At 65.4% G+C, this 16,973-nt stretch carries 14 protein-coding genes; 7 read left to right on the top strand and 7 right to left on the bottom strand.

Annotated features, from left to right (window positions below):
* Positions 1–109 precede the first annotated feature (109 nt).
* Genes PAQ31011_RS12210 through PAQ31011_RS12195 form a run of 4 tightly spaced genes read right to left on the bottom strand, consistent with a single transcriptional unit; the run spans position 110 to position 4,345 of the window.
* Positions 110–1,423, bottom strand: a complete 1,314-nt coding sequence (locus PAQ31011_RS12210; protein WP_150576090.1) for an MFS transporter — start codon at positions 1,421–1,423, stop codon at positions 110–112.
* Positions 1,420–2,619 (bottom strand): amidohydrolase family protein, encoded by a 1,200-nt coding sequence (locus tag PAQ31011_RS12205; protein ID WP_150576089.1) that lies wholly within the window; start codon positions 2,617–2,619, stop codon positions 1,420–1,422. The genes PAQ31011_RS12210 and PAQ31011_RS12205 overlap by 4 nt, the downstream gene beginning before the upstream one ends.
* The gene (locus tag PAQ31011_RS12200; protein ID WP_150576088.1) at positions 2,616–4,100 is read right to left on the bottom strand and encodes a sodium:solute symporter family protein; all 1,485 of its coding nucleotides are present in this window, start codon (positions 4,098–4,100) and stop codon (positions 2,616–2,618) included. The genes PAQ31011_RS12205 and PAQ31011_RS12200 overlap by 4 nt, the downstream gene beginning before the upstream one ends.
* A complete protein-coding gene (locus PAQ31011_RS12195) occupies positions 4,097–4,345 on the bottom strand; it encodes a DUF3311 domain-containing protein (RefSeq protein WP_150576087.1) in 249 nt (82 codons plus the stop codon). The genes PAQ31011_RS12200 and PAQ31011_RS12195 overlap by 4 nt, the downstream gene beginning before the upstream one ends.
* Before the next feature lie 396 nt (positions 4,346–4,741).
* On the opposite strand from PAQ31011_RS12195, the gene PAQ31011_RS12190 reads away from it, so the two are divergent.
* The 4 genes from PAQ31011_RS12190 to PAQ31011_RS12175 all read left to right on the top strand — a co-directional run bounded on the left by PAQ31011_RS12190 (position 4,742) and on the right by PAQ31011_RS12175 (position 11,188).
* Entirely contained in the window at positions 4,742–5,560 is an 819-nt protein-coding gene (locus PAQ31011_RS12190; RefSeq protein WP_246179525.1) for a GntR family transcriptional regulator, read from the top strand.
* A 210-nt stretch (positions 5,561–5,770) separates the two neighbouring features.
* Positions 5,771–7,072, top strand: a complete 1,302-nt coding sequence (locus PAQ31011_RS12185; protein ID WP_150576086.1) for a UDP-N-acetylglucosamine 1-carboxyvinyltransferase — start codon at positions 5,771–5,773, stop codon at positions 7,070–7,072.
* A 436-nt stretch (positions 7,073–7,508) separates the two neighbouring features.
* On the top strand, positions 7,509–8,285 hold the full coding sequence (locus PAQ31011_RS12180) for a response regulator transcription factor (protein WP_246179565.1): 777 nt from the start codon (positions 7,509–7,511) through the stop codon (positions 8,283–8,285).
* On the top strand, positions 8,282–11,188 hold the full coding sequence (locus tag PAQ31011_RS12175) for a hybrid sensor histidine kinase/response regulator (protein ID WP_150576084.1): 2,907 nt from the start codon (positions 8,282–8,284) through the stop codon (positions 11,186–11,188). Before PAQ31011_RS12180 ends, PAQ31011_RS12175 begins: the two co-directional genes overlap by 4 nt.
* Positions 11,189–11,284: 96 nt before the next feature.
* On the opposite strand, the gene PAQ31011_RS12170 is transcribed toward PAQ31011_RS12175, so the two are convergent.
* The 3 genes from PAQ31011_RS12170 to PAQ31011_RS12160 all read right to left on the bottom strand — a co-directional run bounded on the left by PAQ31011_RS12170 (position 11,285) and on the right by PAQ31011_RS12160 (position 14,541).
* The gene (locus tag PAQ31011_RS12170) at positions 11,285–12,652 is read right to left on the bottom strand and encodes an MFS transporter (protein WP_150576083.1); all 1,368 of its coding nucleotides are present in this window, start codon (positions 12,650–12,652) and stop codon (positions 11,285–11,287) included.
* A 73-nt stretch (positions 12,653–12,725) separates the two neighbouring features.
* On the bottom strand, positions 12,726–13,379 hold the full coding sequence (locus PAQ31011_RS12165; RefSeq protein ID WP_150576082.1) for a DUF4286 family protein: 654 nt from the start codon (positions 13,377–13,379) through the stop codon (positions 12,726–12,728).
* Between the two features lie 208 nt (positions 13,380–13,587).
* Positions 13,588–14,541: a LysR family transcriptional regulator gene (locus PAQ31011_RS12160; RefSeq protein ID WP_150576081.1), complete on the bottom strand. Its 954-nt coding sequence runs from the start codon at positions 14,539–14,541 to the stop codon at positions 13,588–13,590.
* 368 nt (positions 14,542–14,909) lie between these two features.
* On the opposite strand from PAQ31011_RS12160, the gene PAQ31011_RS12155 reads away from it, so the two are divergent.
* The 3 genes from PAQ31011_RS12155 (at position 14,910) to PAQ31011_RS12145 (ending at position 16,966) form a co-directional block, all read left to right on the top strand.
* Positions 14,910–15,122, top strand: a complete 213-nt coding sequence (locus tag PAQ31011_RS12155) for a hypothetical protein (RefSeq protein WP_039392977.1) — start codon at positions 14,910–14,912, stop codon at positions 15,120–15,122.
* A 55-nt stretch (positions 15,123–15,177) separates the two neighbouring features.
* Complete coding sequence (locus PAQ31011_RS12150; protein WP_150576080.1) at positions 15,178–15,543, top strand: hypothetical protein; 366 nt, start codon at positions 15,178–15,180, stop codon at positions 15,541–15,543.
* A gap of 121 nt (positions 15,544–15,664) precedes the next feature.
* Complete coding sequence (locus tag PAQ31011_RS12145) at positions 15,665–16,966, top strand: O-antigen ligase family protein (RefSeq protein WP_150576079.1); 1,302 nt, start codon at positions 15,665–15,667, stop codon at positions 16,964–16,966.
* Positions 16,967–16,973: the final 7 nt, after the last annotated feature.

Raw genomic sequence — 16,973 nt, 5'->3', positions numbered from 1 at the left:
TGATTTTTGCATCGCGCCCACCTGTCTCGCGTGCGCAACGCACGGGACGATTCCCGAACTCATCAATCGCTCATCGAGGCCACCGCCGGAGCACGTCTGGCACAAGGCGTCAGGCGCGTTGATGTCGCCCCGAATGGCCGTCTCGCGACAAGCCGAGCGCCGACGCGTAACCCTGCGGATCGAAACGCCACGTCAGTGCGATCAGCGCCACGTTGAGTACGATGAGCCCGATCCACGACGGCATGAAGCTGCCCGTCATCGCCATCACCGCACCCGATGCAAACGGTGCGACGGCGGCGATGCAAAAGCCCACGCCCTGCATGAACGCCGCGAGCGCGGCCGCGTGACGCGGATGCGCATGGTGATCGAGCGCCAGCACCAATCCGAGCGAAAAGGTGCCGCCCAGTCCGAAGCCGATGCCGCCGATCCACCACCACGGCGCGGCATCCGGTGCCACGACGAGGCCGCCCAGACCGGCAAGCGTCGCGGCCAGCGCGAGCGTCAGCCACCGCCGACGGTCGACATTGCGCCGCGCCAGCCACGGCAGCATCAGCGCCGCCACGACTTGGCACGCTGTGAGCCCCGCGAGCAGCGCGCCGCTTTGCGTCGCACTCATGCCACGCTGCTGATAGAACGGCGGCAGCCACGCGACCATCGTCGTGTAAGTGCAGTTGATGAGACCGAAGTAGATCGCCAGCGTCCACGCGCGATGCTTGCGCAACAGATCGAGCATCGACGGCGGCTTTCCGGACGTTGCGGCAGTTGCGGAGGTCGAAACGTTCGACGCCACGTGCTGCGTTGCGGCACGGCACGCCGCACGCAGATCCTCGGCAGTTGCGGTCGTGTGCCCAGCCGAGGTGACGACCTGAGCCACAGCATGCCCCTTCAGCGGCGCACGCCACCACGCCAGCGCCGCGACGCCGACGACCGCGAGCCACATCCCCAGTCCGACGCGCCAGTCGCCCGCCTCGGACGCCGCCCACGGGCTCGCTGCCGCCCCAAGACCACCACCGCCCATGAGCGCAGCGGAGTAAAGCCCCATCATCGACGTCATACGCGCCGCACTGTAATTCGCCTTCACCACCCCCGGCAGCAACGCCTGAATGATGGCGATGCCGATGCCCGACGCCAGCGCCGTCGCGATCATCGTCACCGTATCGTCGGCGAAAAAGCGCACGCCGCAGGCCAGCGCCAGCGCCGCCAATCCGAGCAACACACCACGTCGCTCACCGAAGCGACGCGTCAACCCGCTCGCCGCGAATGCCCCCGCGCCCATCGCCAACACCGGCAGCGACGTGAGCAGCGCCGCCACGGGATACGTCATCCCGGTCGCCTCGCGAATCTGCGGCAACAGCGGACTGATGGAGGTGAGCGTCGGTCGCAGCGTCAGCCCGACTGCGACGATGGCCAGCCAAAGCGTCATACCGCCGCGCCCTCGTTCACCACGACGTGACCGTTCGCCACCACCCAGCGACGCGGCGCACGCGTCACGATGGCCTGCGCAGCATTGAGCGCATCGACCAGCACGAGGTCGGCGCGCGCACCGACGTGCAGACCGTAGTCGTCGAACCAGCACGCACGTGCGCCCTGATGCGTCACGCAATCGAGCGCAATGTCCAGCTCGTCGTCGCGACGCAGGTTGTAGCGCAGCCCGATCATCATGGCGCGCTCCAGCATGTCGGGCGAACCGTACGGCGTCCACGTGTCGCGAATGCCGTCGTTGCCGCCCGCGAGTGTCACACCGGCTCGGCGACAAGCCATGAGCGGCGGCACGATGCGCGACGGCGGTGCCGTCGTGATGAGCGCCACACCGGCGTCGGCCAGACGCGCCAGCAAGGCATCGGCGCGTGCCGCATCGAGTTCACCCAGACAGAAAGCGTGCGACACCACGACCTTGCCCTGCATACCGAGCGCCACAATGCGCTCAAGCATCAGTTCGAACGAGAACACGCCCATCTCACCCGGTTCGTGCAGATGGATGTCCACCGGACAGCCATGCTTGTCGGCGAGCGCGAACATCGCGTCGAGCGACGCCTTCGGGTCGCGGTCGATGGCGCACGGATCGAGCCAGCCGAGTACGTCGGCCCCGCGTGCAAGCGACGCGTCGAGCAACTCGACGGTGCCCGCCCGATCGAGCACACCCGATTGCGGGAACGCCACGATCTGCATGTCGAGCGTGTCCGCCAGCGTCTCACGCGTGGCCAGCACGACTTCGAGATGACGCAGGCCCGCGTCGGTATCGATGTCGACGTGGGTGCGCAGCCGCGTGGTGCCGGCCGCGAGGAACGCGCGACCGAGCGCCAGCGACGCCGCGCCCGCATCGTGGCCGCTTTGCGCACGCCACTGGCGTTCGTTGTCGATGCGGTCGATGAGTCGCGAGCCGCATTCGTTCACGTACCAGGGCATGCCCCACGTCGTCTTGTCGAGGTGCGTGTGCGCCTCGACCAGTCCGGGCATGAGCAAAGCGCCGTGCGCATCGATCGTGCGAGTGCTGCCCTCAGCGCCGTTCGCCGATGCAGGCAACGACGGCCCGATGGCCGCAATCTTCCCGTGCTCGACGCGCACGTCTACCGACGTGCCGTCCAGCCCGCGCGCATTGCGAATTTCCAGTGTTGTCATACTTTCCTCAAGAGTCCTGCTTCGGCGTCGGTGTCGACACTCCAGGCGCGCGTCAGCATGCTCACCGTGACGAACGTCACCGCATTCACCGCCAGCGCCACCAGCCCCATGTTGATCGACGCCACGGTATCCGACGCACCCGGCAACATGCGCAGCGTGACGTCGAACCCGACCGCCGCCAGCAACACGAGCGCCCCCGCGCCGATCCCTGCAAACGCGCCGTACTTGTTGCCGAACGGACGCGGCAGCAAACTCGCCACGAACGACGGGAACAACTGCGTGAGCAAGCTCGACGCAAACAGCGCCAGCGCCACGAACGTCGCACCGCCACGCAGCACGAAGAACACCGCCACCAGACCAAAGACCGGCAGCACGCGCTTGGCCAGCTTGCCGACCGTCGCTTCGCTTGCCTGCGGCGCGAAACCGTCGCGATAAATGTTCTTGGCAATCAGCGTCGACGCATTGAGCAAGATCATCGAACCGGGCACCAGCGCGGTCAACACCCCCACCCCGCCAATCACGCCGACGAACCACGGCGAGAACGTCTGTTTGACGATACGCAGCAACGCCAGATCCGAGTCTGCACCGCTCAGCCCCGGCACTTGCAGAATGGCCGCGAAGCCGACGAAGAACATGAACGCGATGACCATCTGATACAGCGGCATCAGAATCGTGTTCTTACGCACGGCGCTCTCCGTCTTCGCCGCATACACCGACGTGAAGACGTACGGATACAGGTAGTAGCCGAGCGACGTGAGCAGAATCGTCGAGTTGTACCAGGACAGCGTCAGGCCGCTCGTGGGCATTTGCAGGAAGCCCGGACGCGCCGCCTCGATGCGGTCGAACATCTCGCCGAAACCGCCGAAGTAGTGCAGCGGCAGATAGATGCCCAGGAAGATCGCGATCACGAGGATCAGGATGTCCTTGTAAATCGCAATGCTCGCCGAGCCGTGAATGCCCGACACGGTGATGTAGACCACCATCGCAATCGCGCCACACCAGATCGCCACGGCCGGGGGAATCGTGCCGTACGACGCCTCGGACACGATGATGCCCAGCCCGCGCAACTGAATGATGAGCAACGCGCTCATGCCCAGCACGGCCACCAGCGACACCACAACGCCCAGCGCGCGCGACCGGTACGCCGTGGCGAAGAAGTCGGAGAACGACACGCAGTTGTGCTTCGTCGCGTGACGCCACGCCGCCGGCAACATCCAGTAGCCGAGCAGGTACGCGAGCGCCCCGTAGGCGAGGATGTAAAACGCGGGCGGTCCCTTGCTGTACGCCCACCCGCTCGCGCCCAGAAACGTGAACGTCGAGAAGGCCTCACCGGCCATCAGCAGGAACACGAGCAGCGTGCCGAAGCCACGACCGCCCACCGCCCATTGTTCAAGGCTCATGGTGCGCCCGCGACGTGCGCGCAGCCCCACGAAAAGCGCAAAAGCCAGAAACGCCGCAATGACGGCAAGCGCGGCGTTCATGATGCGGCTCCGTCGTGGTCGCGGCGCTCGCTCGCGACCTGCTGCGCCGTGCGCTGGGCGGCATCGCGCGAACCGTCGAAGCGGAACATCACGAGCATGACCACCGACGTCAGCAGCAGCCACACGATGTTCCACGTCATCAGAAAGGGCAGCCCGGCCAGCCGGGTGCCCACGTGTTCGGCGAGCCAGCCGCCGCTATAAAAGGCCGCGATGGGAAGCGCGGCCAGGCAATGTACGGGTTTCATAACGTCTCCAGACCCAAAGGGATTCATAAGGCGGTCGCTCGTTTGCAATCCCGGCGACCTGATGCGTTCGGTGGCTTTGTCCATATCGTCGACGCCGGGGTGAATGGCACATCACGGCGATTTGCCATATCATCAACCAAACGACAATAAATGGTTAACCATTTTTGTTGACCATTATCGGTAACGATTTGCCGAAATGCAAGGTCGCGTCGCACAGAGGGCCCAAACGTAGGGTTTTCCGGAGAACGGGCATCGTGGGAAGGTTGGCGTCGGGTTGACGTCGGATTGGCCTCGATAAGCGATGTCACGCCATATCGGATGGCCCGGGGCGACAGGTACAATTCGGCCCACGCCCGCGCACTTTCATGCGAAGCGCCAAATTTCAGGAGATCAGGCTTGAGCCGCACCGCAGCACCGCCCTCGTCCACCGCGTCCGTCGACGTCCCTCGCGCTCAGGCCGCCCCTGTCATGGAGCCGGACCCGGCAACGGTCGACGTCGAGGGAGAGGGCGCGCCGGGCAGCGCAGGTCAGCAGATCGAGGCCCGCGTGTACGCGGCGATCTCGCAGGCGCTGCTCTCGGGCAAGCTCCGGCCGGGGATGCCGCTGCGCGAACGCAATCTGGCGCAGGCGCTCGATTGCACGCGCGGCGCGGTGCGCAAGGTGCTCGCGCGGCTCGGCTTCGAAGGCAAGCTGGTACTCGAACCGAATCGCGGCGCGTTCGTGCCGCAGCCATCGCTCGACGATATCCGTCAGACGTATCGGGCACGGCGCGTATTGGAAACGGGCGTGATCGCAAGCATCTGCGGGCGGTTGAGCGACGCGCAGCTCGCGGTGCTCGACACCCACGTCGACACCGAAGCGCGCTCGCACGCCGACGGCACGCATGAGCGGTCGATCCGTCTGGCGGGCGAGTTTCATCTGAAGTTGATCGGCATGGCCGACAGCGCGGAACTCGACGCCTTCGCGCATCAGCTCGTCGCCAAGACGGAGCTATACAAGGCACTGTACGACCCGGCGGAATTCATGCATTGCGCCCCCACGGAACACGCGCAGCTCGTGAGCCAGCTGCGCGAGGGCAAGACACAGGCCGCGATCTCACTCGCCACCGCGCACCTCGACGAACTCGAAGCGCGGGTACTCACGCGGGCCGCGGCCGCCGAGACGCCCGACTTCCGCGCGATCTTCGCCGAGGCATTCGCGGGCGGGGCGTCCTGACCGGCACAGAACCGCGACGTACCCGACACCGACACCCTCGCCCGTCAAGGGACTGAGGGCAGCGCGGCAATCCCACCACGCCTTGGGGGTCGCGTGGCACACGCGCGCGATTCGGGGGTATATTGCGCCTGATCGCGACGGGCCTGCGGCCCGCCTGCCAACTTCGCCCCCCGCTCGAACGTACTAAGGCACCAAGCCCGAAGGAAGCCCATGTCCCATCTGGTAGTCCACGGCGGCCAGCCGCTACGCGGCCGCATCACGCCCTCCGCCAACAAGAATGCCGTTCTCCCGGTGCTGTGCGCCACACTGCTGACCGATCAGCCCGTGCGCCTGATCGGGGTGCCCGAGATCACCGACGTTCGCAAGATTCTCGACATCTTTCGTCAGCTCGGCAGCGACGTGAGCGTCGATTTCGACGCCGGCATTCTCGACGTCCACCATCTGAATACGAAGTTCGATCCGCGCACCGACCATCTGCCTGAAGAGATGCGCTCGTCGATCATGCTGGTGCCGCCGCTGCTGGCGCGTTTCGGCGTCGCACGCATCGAGGACAACATCAAGGGCTGCACGCTCGGCGTGCGCGAGATCGATCCGCACATCGAAGTGCTGCGCCATTTCGGCGGACGTGTCGAGCGCACCGCCGGCTCGCTGCTGATTCACGCCGACGAGGCCCGCCCCGCGATCCATCACTGGCTCGACTACGCGTCGGTGACAACCACCGAGAACTTCGTGCTGTGCGCCGCCACCGCGAAGGGTCGCTCGCAACTGAACAACGCCGCCTCCGAGCCGCACGTGCAGGAGTTCTGCCGCTTCATGCAGATGCTGGGCGTGCCCATCGAAGGCGTCGGTACTTCGCAGTTGGCGATTGAAGGTGTCGAGCGCTTCGGCGGCGGCGAATTCCGCTTCGCCGAGGACTTCCACGAAATCACCACCTTCCTCGCGCTCGGCGCGATCACCGGCGGTGAGATCACGGTCAAAAACACGGCCCCCGATCAGTTCCCGCTGATCGACCGCACGTTTGCGAAGTTCGGCATCAAGGTCGAGCACCGCGACGGCTGGTCGACGGCCACGGCGCAAGGCAAGCTCAAGGTGCAGGCGCCGTTCACGCAGAACATTCTGACGAAGGTGGAAGCGGCCCCGTGGCCTTACTTCCCGGTGGATCTGCTGCCGATCTTCATCGCCCTGGGTGTGAAGGCCGAAGGCAGCGCGATGTTCTGGAACAAGGTGTATGACGGTGCGATGGGCTGGTCGACGGAGCTGTCGAAGTTCGGCGCGCACGTGTTCCAGTCCGATCCGCACCGGCTGATCACGTTCGGCGGCGTGCCGCTGTCGCCCGCTGTGGTGGAAAGCCCGTACATCATTCGCGTGGCGATCGCCCTGCTGATGGTGGCGGCAAGCATCGACGGTCAGTCGACCATCAAGAACGCACAACCGATTCGCCGCGCCCACCCGCGCTTCGTCGAGAATCTGTGCTCGGTCGGCGCGAACGTGGTCTGGACGGCACCCGAGTAAGCCTGTGTTAAGCACCGGCTCCCCCCGGGGGGGCCGGGCTCGCCCTGCGGCACACGCCAGCGGCAGACGACCCCCCGATCACCTACACGCCGGTCGTCCGCCGCTGCGAACCCGACGGTTGACCTTACCTGAGCCGGTACGGCCCGCCATGACTTCACCTTTGCCCGACGGCATCTCTCGTTTGCCCGGCGGAAATTTATTTCCCGCGCGCCGATATTCGCCCCGGATCGGTGCGGCGCAACCAGGCGAATGTGAAAGAATGGCGACCATCATGAGCGATCGTCACCTGCCCCCGCAGTCGTCTGCCACGCCCGCCACATCTAATGCTGTGGCGACGGCAGCCCCGCGTCAGAGCGGCGCGTGGCCCGCGTCGCCGCATGCCCGTCAGTTGTCGGGCGTGCGCGTGCTCGTCGTCGACGACAATCAGGAAGACCGCATGCTGCTCATGGACTTCCTCAGCCAGCAAGGCTGCCGGGTCTACATCGCGCAAGACGGTCGTGACGGTTACACCAAAGCGCGCACCGTGCAGCCCGACCTGATCCTCATGGACATCCGCATGCCGGTGTGCGACGGCCTCGGCGCGTGCCGCCTGCTCAAGGCCGACCCCGGCACCCGGCACATTCCGCTCATTTTCCTGACGGCGGCCGCCTTACCCGGCGAGCGTGTCGCAGGCCTGTCGGCCGGCGCGGTCGACTACGTCACCAAACCGTACGATTTCGAAGAGGTCCGGCTGCGTCTGTCGATCCATCTGAAATCGACGCCCGCGGCACCTGCCCACAGCGCCGCGCCGGTGGCTGCCGCGACCGACACCGACAAGCACGCCCCGCTGCCCGTACAGGCCCACACGCTGGACGCCGTGCTGTTTCGCGCCACACGTGCGTTGCTGCTCGACCAGCTCGGCACGACGCCCGAACTGGCCGGTCTGGCAAGCGCCGTCGGTACGAACACGCGCCGTCTCAATCTCGCGTTCCGCCGCTGTGTCGGCGTGACGGTGTTCGACTTCCTGCGCGAAGAACGCATGAAGGAGGCGCGACGCCTGCTCTCCGAGACGTCTCTGGACGTGCAGGACATTGCGAGCGCCGTGGGTTTCGCCAGCGCCGCCAACTTCGCCACCGCCTTCCGCGAACGCTTCGGCATGCCGCCCAGCGGGTTCCGCGAACAGGGCGCGCAGACGTATGTCGCGCCCGACGGTTCGGGATCGACGCAGGCATGAGCACTGCGCCATCGGACTTACCGGCACAAGAGACGCGTCGGCCCTCATCGCTCCCTTCCGTCTGGTCGACGCGCGTCGCGCTTGGGTTCGGCGCGCTTGGGTTCGGCGCGCTTGGGTTCGGCGCGCTTGGGTTCGGCGCGCTTGGGTTCGTCGCGCTTAGGTTCGTCGCGCTGATCGCGCTGCTCGTGACGTTCTGCCTGCCGGGCACGGCAACGGCCGCTACAGCGGCGACCGGCACTACCGCCGCGCCATCGACGAACACCGCACCTGCTGCGGTCCAAACTGCCCCGACGTTCATCGATCTCGCCGACGCGCCGTCGCCCCTCAAGCTCGACAGGCAGCTGCGCCTGCTCGAAGACCCGACCCGACGCCTCGACGCCACGCAGGCACTCGCCGCATCCGGCTGGCGCAACGTCGCACCGAGCATGCTCAATGCAGGCTACAGCCGCTCGGCGTTCTGGCTCACCGGTCATGTTTCGAATCCGAGTAACGAACCCGTCACGCGCTGGCTGAGCGTCGGCATCGTGCGACTGGAGGACGTGCGCTTCTACGCGATGCCGTTCGGTTCGACACAGCCGGCCGACACGTGGCGCGCCGGGCACACCGTGCCGCTCGATCAGCACCCGATCATGTCCGAGACGTCGGTCTTCCCCATCACGCTCCTTCCGGGGGAACGGCTCACGTTTCTCCTGCGCGTGGAGACCCGCTCGTCGGTGAGCATCGTGCCGCAGTTCTGGCAGCCGGACGACTTCCGTCAGTCCGAATCGCGCAACGCCATGATCGCCATGCTGCTCGCCGGCTCGATGCTCTCCATCGCGCTGTATGCGTTCGTGCTGGGCATCGCCCGTCGCGACCCGGTGTTCGTGCTGCTCGCGCTCACGACGATCACGCAGGTGGCGCAGGACATGGCGTTCCAGGGCTTCCTGTATCGCTACTTCCTGCCGCAGGGCGGCGAGTTCATCGTGCGTGCGCCGAGCTTCTTCTCGACGCTGACCGCCGGCGTGTTCTCTGCGATGCTGATGATCTTCACCGGCCTTGAACGCGTGACGCTGTGGCGCTGGATCTATCAGGCCATGATCGGCGTCATGGGGTTCATGGCGCTGTGGGTGCTGTTCGGCGATCACCGCGTGGCCGCGTTCACGCATCTCCAACTGCTCACTGTCTTCAATGTGATCTGGGTCATTTCGCTGGCCGACGGCTGGCGACGCGGGTTCAAGAACGCACGCCTGAGCCTGCTCTCGTTCTCGCCCGGTTGTCTCGTGCTGTTCTGGCGACTCGCGATCATCAACGGCCTGCTGCCGGAGGACTGGCTCGCCAACACCGCGATGGCATGGAGCACCAATTTCTCCGTGCTGCTGATGCTGACCATCATCGTGGCCGGACGCTCGCGCGAACTCGTGCGCGAGCAGCGCGCCGCACAGCGCGAGGTACTGCAAACGCGTCGCGAAGAACAGGCACGGCTCGCCAATGCCGTCGACACCCGCACGCGCGAATTGCAAGCCGCCCTCATCGCCGCCGACGAAGCCAACAGCGCCAAGAGCGACTTCCTCGCGCGCATCAGCCACGATCTGCGCACGCCGCTCACGTCGATCATCGGCTTTGCCGATCTGGTGCAATCGGGCGGACGCGAAGACGCTGACCGGGGCCGCATCATCCGTCGCAGCGCACATCACATGCTCGCGATGGTCAACGACCTGATCGAGTACGCGGGCGGAGGTGCGGCCGACGCGCTGCACGTCGCGCCGGTCTACACGCATGCGTTCATCGACGGCATGGCGCACGAAGGCATGAGCCTCGCGCGCAAGCATGACAACGCCTTCCTGCTCGACGTGCGCGCGCCGCTGCCGCCGCTGCTCGCCTTCGACGCCAAGCGGGTGCGTCAGGTGCTCGGCAATCTGCTCGACAACGCGGCGAAGTACACGTCGGACGGCACGATTACGTTGTCGCTGTCCGCCACTCCCGATGCAACACGTGCAGACATCGTGCATGTGAGCTTCGGCGTGGAAGACTCCGGCTGCGGCATCGCCAAGGACGACCTGCCGCGTGTGTTCGAACCGTTCGCCCGGCTCGACCGCGCGCGGCGTCTGCCCGGTGTGGGGTTGGGACTCGCCATCGTCAGGCAATGGATCGAGCGCATGGACGGCACGATCGTCATCGACAGCCAGCCCGACGTCGGCACCAAGGTGACGTTCACGTTGCCGCTGCGCGTGGCACGCGAAGCGGATCTCGTGCCGCAATCGTTCGCGGGGGCCACGCACGCTTTGCCACCGCTCGATGGCACGGGGTATCACATCTGGCTCGCCGAAGACTCTCCCGAAATCCGTCAATTCCTGCATGACGAACTGGCCAGTCTGGGCTTCACCTTGAGCACGTTCGGCGACGGCGTCGCGCTCATCGCCGCGCTGGGCAATCCCAAAGCACCGCAGCCGGATCTCGTGCTGACGGACCACATGATGCCCAACGCCGACGGATTGGCGGTGGCACGCGCCGCGCGCCGCCGCTGGCCCGATGTACCTGTGCTGGCTGTCTCCGCGTCGCCGCAAGTGGTCGCGGGCGCCGGCAGCGAGGGCGAAGGCAGCGAGCGCGGCTATGACGCTTGTCTGCTCAAGCCTGTGGAGTTGGTGGACCTGCGCAACACGCTGGCGCGCCTGCTCGATCTGCAACGCGACGATGCACCGGCCAGTGAAGTGGAACAGGAGCGCGCCATGGTGCGTCCGCCGCGCGAACGGCTGGTGGAAGCCCGCCAGCTGATCGCCATGGGGGCGATTACCGATCTGATGGATTGGTCCCGCGATCTCAGCACACAGGCCCCGCAATACGACGTCTTCGCCCGTCACGTCCACCAACTCGCGCAACGCGGCGATCTCGCCAGTCTCACAGAGTTGTGCGCGCCGACGCAATGAGCCAGCGCGTTGGCGACGACGCCCTCACAACAACGACCTCACAAACGACAACGGCACGCCCGAGAGCGTGCCGTTGTTCATTCGACATCCGTCACATCAGTCGCGAAGCGGCTTGTGCGCCGTCTCCTTCGCCGCGAACAACGCGATGGCCGTGATCGCGAGCGCCGCCGTCACGTACAGCGACACCGACAGCGTCGTGCCGTACTCCTTGTAGAGCGTCACGATGATGAGCGGTGCGAAGCCGCCACCGAGAATGCCCGCCAGCGTGTAAGCCAGCGACGAACCGGCATAGCGCACGCGCGTCGGGAACTGCTCCGTGACGAACGCCGCCTGCGGGCCGTACATGATCGCGTGGATCACGAGACCGACCACCACGGACAGCACGATCAGCGCCGGGCTCGACGTGTCGAGCAACACGAAGAAGCCATAGGCCCAGATCACGGCACACAGCACGCCAAAGCCATACACCGGACGGCGGCCCAGCTTGTCGGAGAGCGCACCGAACAGCGGTACCGTCAGCGCATTGAACGCGGTACCCACAAGCACGGCCGTGAGCGCCAGCGGACGCGACAGATGCAGCGTGCCGGTCACATACGTCAGCGTGAAGACGACCATCAGCGCGTAGAGCACGTCGGAGCCGATGCGCGAGCCGCCCGCGACCAGCAGGTTGCGCCAGTGCTTGCGGAAGACGTCCGCAATCGGCATTTCCGCCTGACGGTCCGAATGCTGCATCTCTTCGAACATCGGCGTTTCTTCCACGCCACGACGCACCCACAAACCGAACGCCACCAGCACGAGGCTCAGCAGGAACGGCACGCGCCAGCCCCAGGCAAGGAACTCGTCCGGCGAAATAGAGAGCGTGATGAGCGCAATCAGACCGGTCGCGAGCAACGTGCCGAACGACGGTCCGACCTGCGTCCACGACGCATTCAGCCCGCGCTTGCGCTGATCGCCATGCTCGACCGAGAGCAGCACCGCACCGGCCCATTCGCCACCCAGCGCCACACCCTGCACGAAACGCAAGGCGACGAGCAGCACCGGACTCCAGATGCCGATCGAGGCGTAGGTCGGCAGCAGGCCCATGAGGCCCGTGGTCAGGCCCATGACGACAAGTGTGAGCACCAGCACGGCACGTCGTCCGATCTTGTCGCCGAGGTTGCCGAACACGAAGCCACCCAGCGGGCGCGAAACGTAGCCGACGGCGTACGTCGACAACGCGAGGATGGTGCCCGCGAGCGGGTCCATCGACGGGAAGAACAGATGGTTGAAGACCAGTGCGGCAAGCGTGTTGTAGACGGTGAAGTCGTACCATTCGAGCGTGGTGCCGACCATGCTGGCGGTGGCTAGCCGGCCCTTGTTTGCGCCTTGTTTGGCGGGCGCGGCAGCGGCACCTGAAGCGGCACCCGATGCAGGGTCGGTGTCCCGTGCATTTCGGGTGTCCCGGGTGTTTGAATACGTTGTCATGGATGTCTCCGGGGGTGCGCGGGGTCAGCCGGATAGGCCGGCCCCGTGAGAAGGCAGCGCGGGCAGCGCAACGTCAGTCGTCGTTGGCACCGAGACGCCACAGCATGGCGAAACGGGTCACGTCGGTGGCCGGCAGGCCGTAGCTCGCCGCCAGCGTTTCGGCAGCCGCTCGCACGGCGTCCGGATCGGTGCCTTCGATGAGCACGACGGCATCGGCCGGCGGCAGTGCGGCGTCCTTCGCCGTGAGCGAGACGGACAGCGTGGGCACGGTGACCTGGAGCGTGGCGCGCACGATGCCGTCGCCCTGTGCGATCTCCGCGAGTTGGGCGTCGAGGCGCGGGCGCGCCTGCGCCACAGCCGCTTGCGTCAGCACGAAGGCGGCGAGCACGCCCCCCTGACCTTCACCGGCTTCAACATCAAGCGTGCCGACGCGGCGTTGCGTGCCCTGCATGCGCGCGAAGTTGCGCAGCGACCACTCCGTCTGATGATTGAAGGCCTGCGCATACGGCGCGCTGGTGAACACGGCGGCGTCCTGCGTGCAGTACAGGGCGAGGTACGGACGGGCGGTGTCATGCAGCGCCTTGAAGCGCCGGGCGAACTGAAAGCCCGGAATCGCCACGCGCTCCTGCATGTGTTCGCGGTCGTACCAGCGGTTGAAATCGGTTTCGAAGGCCGGATCGATATTCGTCCAGATACAGAGTTGGGCGCGCGGGGCAGTCACAGTCATGAGGCATCCATCGGTGTCGACAATCGGGGGCCGGCCGGCGCGCGCCGCTGAGCAGCATCAGCACGCATGAGGCCGACCGTCCATTTGAGTGTGCAAAACGATGGAGGGAGCGTCCAACAAGAAATCAAATTCGCGGCAACAGCAAATTCTTATGACCGGCCCCAAACCCTTGTCGGGCGGGGCATTCGCGGACCGTCACACCCTTGGCTCAGGCGTCGGTCGCGCCCCATGCCGGGGCGGTCATGGCGGCAGCCGGTGGAATTGCGATATCCGGCCCCATGTTCAGGGCGAATTCGCTGGCCGTGCGCTGCGCCAGCCGCGCCACGTTCTCGGCGAGCAGCGCACCCGTGCGGAACGAGCCGACCAGGGGCAGATTGGGGAAGTTGGCATTCACGCGCAGCAGATGCAGGCTGTGCTCGCCCAGTTCACGCTGGATGATGGCGGGCGGCAGCATCGCCACCCCGAACCCGTCGGCCACCAGCCGGATGATCGCCGCGACCGACGTCATACAGTTCACCCGTACCGGCCGCTCGGCGGCGACCGAGAACATGCGCTCCAGCGTCTTGTGCGGCCCGGAATTGCGCGAAAAGCTCACCAGCGGATACGCCGCCAGATCGGCCACATCAAGCGTTTCGCCCTCCAGATTGAGCTTGGGACTCGCGACCCAGCGCATCGGGAATTCGGCCAGCGGCAGGTTTTCCACGCCAGCGCCGTGTTGCATGTCCGTCTGCAATACGAGATCGAGCGCGCCCGCTTCGAGCTGCTTGCACAGATTGATGGTCGTCTCGCTCGTGACCTCGATTTCGAGTTGCGGGTATTCGCGGTGAATGCGTGCCGCCAGATCCGGAAACCAGCTGTGCACGATGGATTCGACGACGCCGATTTTGAGCACGCCCGGCGGCATGTCCGGATCGCTCAGCTCTCTCTTCATCTCCTGACCCAGCATGACGATGCGCTCGGCATACGCCAGCGCTTTCTGGCCGGCGGCCGTGAGCGTGACTTCGCGCGCGCTCCGGTCGAACAGGCGCACGCCGAAACTCTGCTCCAGCGACGCGATCCGGCTCGACACCCCCGCCTGCGTCGTATGCAGACGTTCGGCCGTCAGCCGGAAATTACGCAGCTTGGCCAGCCAGACAAAGGTTTCGAGAAAACGCAGATTCATGCGGCATAGGAACGTAGACGTGTGGTTTGCCTACGCAGAAGTCTTGGGGAAATGCCCATTTTAGCGGGAACACAAAAGACGACGTCCGGCGCGTTTCACACATGAAACACGAATAACGTTCGCCTTCCCTCGGCCACAGCCGCTGCAGCCCCACTGGCAACAGACTGGCAACTCACTCGCCACTGTTACGGCGGCACGTTCCGGCCGTGTTTCGTTTCCGTAACGTTTTCCGATATCGGCGCGCGGCCCGTTCGCCCACACTCCTTACGAATCAAGCAGTTAATGACTTCAAGAGAATTGGCACGGGACTTGCTGAGTCTTTTGCAACGGCCCGTCGAGGCCGGAGGGCCAAATTTCTGGAGACTGTCATGTCAAGCGCCCATTTCCGCCGACCGCATCCGACAGTGGAACTCGCCCGGTGCGTGTTCCGGCAGCATTACATCCGCATCATGCAGGCCGAGCACCCCGGCAGCTATGCGGTGCTGGTCGACATCTGGCCGATGGACGGCCGGACGTATTCGAGCATCGATCAGGCCAAACACGCGGCCATGCTGTTTATCCGCAATATGGAAAACGACTGAGTCCACGTAAGTGATTCCGCGCCAGCGGCCCTGGCGCGGCCAACGAGACGAGACCATGAAACATCACCACACCCGTCACAGCGCCGCCGAGCGGCACGCCCTGGCTGCCATGCCTTCTTCCGCGCATTCGTCGGCTCGCGCAGCACGCCAGCCGGTCGTCCTCGATCCGGCCGGCGACCCGTACGCCCGGGTCGCGGTCGAAGCCTACGCCGAGGCCTGCGCGCAGGACCAGCCCTGGCTGGCCGAAGCGCTGCAACGGCAGTACCAGTTGGCCGGCGGCACGCCGTCGAGCGCCGCAGCGATATGGCGCACGTTTCACGAAGCGCAACAACTGGCGCGCGACGGGGACAATTACGACGAAGCGGCCTGGACGCACGTTGCCCTGCACTTGTGCGGCGTTCTCGGCGCGATGAACCTGTAATTGTGAAGTTTAGGCGGATCGGCGTTTTGGGCGTTGTGTGGCGTTGACGGAAACCTTGGCGCTGCGGGCATTTCTGGCATACTTCGTGCAAAGTAATTTCACGCAGTCTGCCTGGTAACCAATGAGCAAGTCCGCCGCGCCGGCACGGATTCCCCGTCGGCACCTTTTCGCCAATATTTTCGGCACGCTGATCCTGCTGTTCCCTGCCGTGTCCCTGGTCGTTCCACGCGGCGGGAACACGGCGATGTTCCTGACGGTGGCCCTCGGCGCCATCGTCCTTTTCACGGGCCGCGAACGGGGCGAAATCTGTTCGCTCGTACGTGAAAGACCCCATGTCCGCCTGTTGCTCATCTCGCTGGTGCTGCCGTTTTTCGCGATTCTGCTCGTCGAAATTCTGCACGGGCGGATCGTCGCGAACACGCTCGATTCCCCGCTGCGCTTCCTGCTCGCCACTTTCGTTTTCCTCGGGCTGCGCCGGATCGTCGACGTCATGCCGAAGTGGAGCGATCTGTCGTTCGCTACCGGCGCGTTTGCGGCGGCCTTCATGGCCTTGTATTCCACCGCGGATATTCTCGCCGCCCGAGCTGAAAGCTCGTTTCTGAATCCGATCCACTTCGGCGACATCGCCGTCCTGCTGGGCTCGCTGTCCATCGTGTCGATTCACTGGCTGTCGCGCGACAAGCCTTGGACCGTCGCGTTCAAGCTGCTGGGCGCAGCCGCCGGGTGCTACGCGTCGTGGGCCAGCCAGTCTCGCGGGGGCTGGATCGTGCTGCCCGTGCTGCTGGTCGTCTGGCTGCTGTGGCGCAATCAGCCACTGAGCGCAGCGCGGCGCGTTGCGATCGGCGTTGTCGTCGCGGTGCTGCTGGCAGGCACCTTCAGTTCGCATGTCGTGCGCGAGCGCTTCGAAATGATCCGGTTGGATCTGATCAATCTCTCCGCAGGCAACCCAAATACCTCGACCGGTATCCGTGTCGAATTGTGGAAGGTGGCCGGCAATCTCATCGTTGAACATCCGTTGCTCGGCCTCGGCGCACACGGCTATCACGACGCGATGCCCGCCATGGCGGCGTCCGGGCAGTTGACCCCGTTGGCTGCCGATCTTGGCAAGGGCGAAGTGCACAATCAGATCCTCGCCTACTTCGTCGATTACGGATTGCTGGGTCTCCTGTGCATTCTCGGCGTCTACTTCGGCCCTGCCGTCTTCTTCATTCGCTCGGCACAGTTGCAACATGATCACGTCAGGAATCGCGCGGCGTTGATGGGCCTGATGACGGCGGTTGCCTTCTTCGTCTTCGGGCTAACCGTCGAGACCTTCAATCTGAAGGTGACAGTCGCCTTCTATGCGACGATGCTGGCTCTGTTTGCCGCGTTCGCCTATCCTGTCGGCTCCTCAGACGACAAGTCGCCCGTTGACAAGCGATAGCACCGTT

Source organism: Pandoraea aquatica, from assembly GCF_902459565.1.
GTDB lineage: Bacteria > Pseudomonadota > Gammaproteobacteria > Burkholderiales > Burkholderiaceae > Pandoraea > Pandoraea aquatica.
Note: the sequence above shows the minus strand (reverse complement) of the source record. Positions and strands in the feature narration are given on the sequence as shown.